We start from the raw sequence: 2,572 nt of genomic DNA, 5'->3' as shown, positions 1-2,572 counted from the left end.
GCCGTTGTTCTGCTTACTTCCAGTCTCCAGCTTCCCGCTTCCTGACTGAATAGCACTTCCCGTGATAAGATATTGCTGATCGATAGTTGTGGTCACCTGACTTAAGAAATCCTGAGTAGAGGATTTGATGTCTTTTTGCCAGAGGACTTCCTGAGCATAAGTGCTCAAAAATGGGCATAAAATAAGTACACTCATGTAGAGTTTTTTCATCCGAATTAGTATTATGATTAGTAATTTATTTGAGTAATTAAGATTTGTTTAAAACAAACATTTACTTTCCAAGAATTACTAGGAAAATTTCATTTGTTCCGATAGGATCTTAAGCTACAGAATATAGTTATGAGCTTTTTACGAATTTGTTATCTTTAATTGAAAGATATTTGATAGATGCGTCAAAGTCTGTAAAAACTTCAGAAGTAGTATTTTTTTAATAAGATAGTTGAGTTTACTGGTTATTCTAATAGGTACAAAATTAACAAATATTAGAATTGTACATAGTTCATATTAGTAAACATTCATATGAATTTTATCATATCAATCTAGTAGGAAAATACGGATAAAAGAAGCTCACAAGAATTTATTGTCACAACAAATCTGTTAGCAAGCAAAATTCTTAACTCAACAAAATACACACCAGACTTAAGTTAGCTAGAGAGTCTTAAAATTCACAATCATTACATGTTAGAAGTATCTCCAAGGTTAAAACTTTTTCTCTCTTTTGAATATACGCAACTATTTGTATTTGGCATCACATAGATTGACCGAAAAATAAAACACCTTAAATAATGATACATGACAGAAAAGAACTAAAAATAAGCAGAATTAAAAAATGGAAATAGTTGAACTACACTTTGGTGACTTCACAATTACGACAGATAAATCAAAGATGAATATTATTGCAATTCATGACTTCTTATCAAAATATTCAGGTTGGAAAGACAACATTCCTTTTGACAGAGTAAAAACTTCTGTTGACAACTCGCTAAGTTTCGGACTATTTCATAAAGACAAACAAATTGGGTTTGCAAGAGTTATATCTGATTTTTCGACTATTGCATATTTAGGCGACATTTATATTTTGGACAATTATCGTGGACAAGGGCTTTCAAAAAAACTTATGGATCGCATTATGACACAACCAAATTTGTCAGGACTAAGACGTTGGATTTTATTGACATCAACAGCAGATTGGTTATACGAAAAATATGGATTTGTAAAATACCGAAGCCAGAGATTTACATGGAAAATTACAACCCGAATGTTTACAGTAGAAACACAATAATGCGATAAAATCAAACAACTACCACTAACAAGTCATTACCAAAACCGAGTCTGAAGTTCTTGGATCGAGCATTTTTCCAAAATTCAACTGTAGTAATTATATTGAACTTTTGTACTAAAAATCCCCGCCTTCGGCAAGCTCAAGATAACCTTTAGCTTCGGAAACTCTTAATTCATTATGGGTTTATGGGAACAAGTCCTTGACGTGAACACCTACGCTTCATTCGATAGTAATTTTGCAAAAAATGACATGAAAACAATACGTATAAAGGTTTCACTTATTTTGGAAGCGATATATTCAGAACATTTGGCAATAAAATATATTCTTTGGCCATTACATGCGAAACAGGCAATTTTTCGCCGAACTTTTTTGGAAAAGACTATTTTCATGCTGATTTCACAAAAACGCTAAGGTTCCCCTTTCAGGAGAAATGTCTCTGGAGTGGTACTTAAACAAGAAAAAAGATAATGTACTCTTCATGCCGTTACCAAGAGGACAAGACAGACCAAGCGGCTATCCCTGGTTTTCTTATAAGTGTTTTCTTGTAGCAGCTTACAAAACACTCATGAGCCATCCACGACCTATTACTGCTACTGAATGACAGATTCATTCGTATGTTAAGTAAATATATACCTTAATAATTCAAAATTGAATTATGGAATTTATACTTATAGAAAAGAACGCCTACGAAGGCCTAAATAAAGAAATTGAGAGGCTTAACGAATTTCTTTCAGAGCTCGCTACACGATACCAATCCAATTATAGTAGAAACAAGTGGCTGGATAATCAGGAAGTGTGTCAACTTTTGAACATTAGTAAAAGAAGCCTGCAAAAGTATAAACAAAAAGGCTTACTGCCATGCACTTGTATCAGCAGGAAAAATTATTTTAAATATAATGATGTAATCGCATTACTTCAATTAAAAGGTTAAACCTATGCAATATATAAAAAACGCTACCGAAGAGATTTTATCTCGGCTTAAAGATATGAGTTCTATAAAAAAATACCTTGATCAGATCAGCAAATATTTACGACCGTCCCATCATGAAGAAAAATATTTAACCGGTGATGAAGTATGTCGCTTGCTTCATATCAGCAGGCGCACACTTCAACAATACCGAGATGATCACCTGCTACCCTTCATAAAAATTCAGGGAAAAATATTGTATAAGGAATCAGATATTTTGAAAGTGCTGGAAAATAATTACAAAGGAAAATGATATACGGTAAAAATCTTATGATTTAAAAGCGACTTCTAGCTCCTTAAATTTATGAGATACTTCTTCCATA

4 protein-coding genes and 1 pseudogene are annotated in these 2,572 nt (G+C 32.8%); 4 read left to right on the top strand and 1 reads right to left on the bottom strand.

All coding sequences use genetic code 11. From position 1 onward, the window contains the following. Positions 1 to 210: pseudogene (locus AC5YGG_RS20810) on the bottom strand (T9SS type A sorting domain-containing protein); the annotation flags it as partial. 619 nt (positions 211 to 829) lie between these two features. Here AC5YGG_RS20810 and AC5YGG_RS20805 point away from each other — a divergent pair. From AC5YGG_RS20805 to AC5YGG_RS20790, 4 genes are all read left to right on the top strand, one after another. Then, positions 830 to 1,282 carry a GNAT family N-acetyltransferase gene (locus tag AC5YGG_RS20805; protein WP_496146350.1) on the top strand — a complete coding sequence of 151 codons (453 nt, stop codon included), beginning with the start codon at positions 830 to 832 and terminating at the stop codon, positions 1,280 to 1,282. A gap of 478 nt (positions 1,283 to 1,760) precedes the next feature. Next, entirely contained in the window at positions 1,761 to 1,883 is a 123-nt protein-coding gene (locus AC5YGG_RS20800; RefSeq protein ID WP_496146349.1) for a hypothetical protein, read from the top strand. Between the two features lie 54 nt (positions 1,884 to 1,937). Continuing rightward, positions 1,938 to 2,213, top strand: coding sequence for a helix-turn-helix domain-containing protein (locus AC5YGG_RS20795; RefSeq protein ID WP_496146348.1), 276 nt, complete (start codon positions 1,938 to 1,940; stop codon positions 2,211 to 2,213). 4 nt (positions 2,214 to 2,217) lie between these two features. Beyond that, the gene (locus AC5YGG_RS20790; RefSeq protein ID WP_496146347.1) at positions 2,218 to 2,502 is read left to right on the top strand and encodes a helix-turn-helix domain-containing protein; all 285 of its coding nucleotides are present in this window, start codon (positions 2,218 to 2,220) and stop codon (positions 2,500 to 2,502) included. The last annotated feature ends 70 nt before the right edge of the window (positions 2,503 to 2,572 follow it).

It is taken from the genome of Chryseobacterium sp. CS2K3, assembly GCF_059515185.1.
Note: the sequence above shows the minus strand (reverse complement) of the source record. Positions and strands in the feature narration are given on the sequence as shown.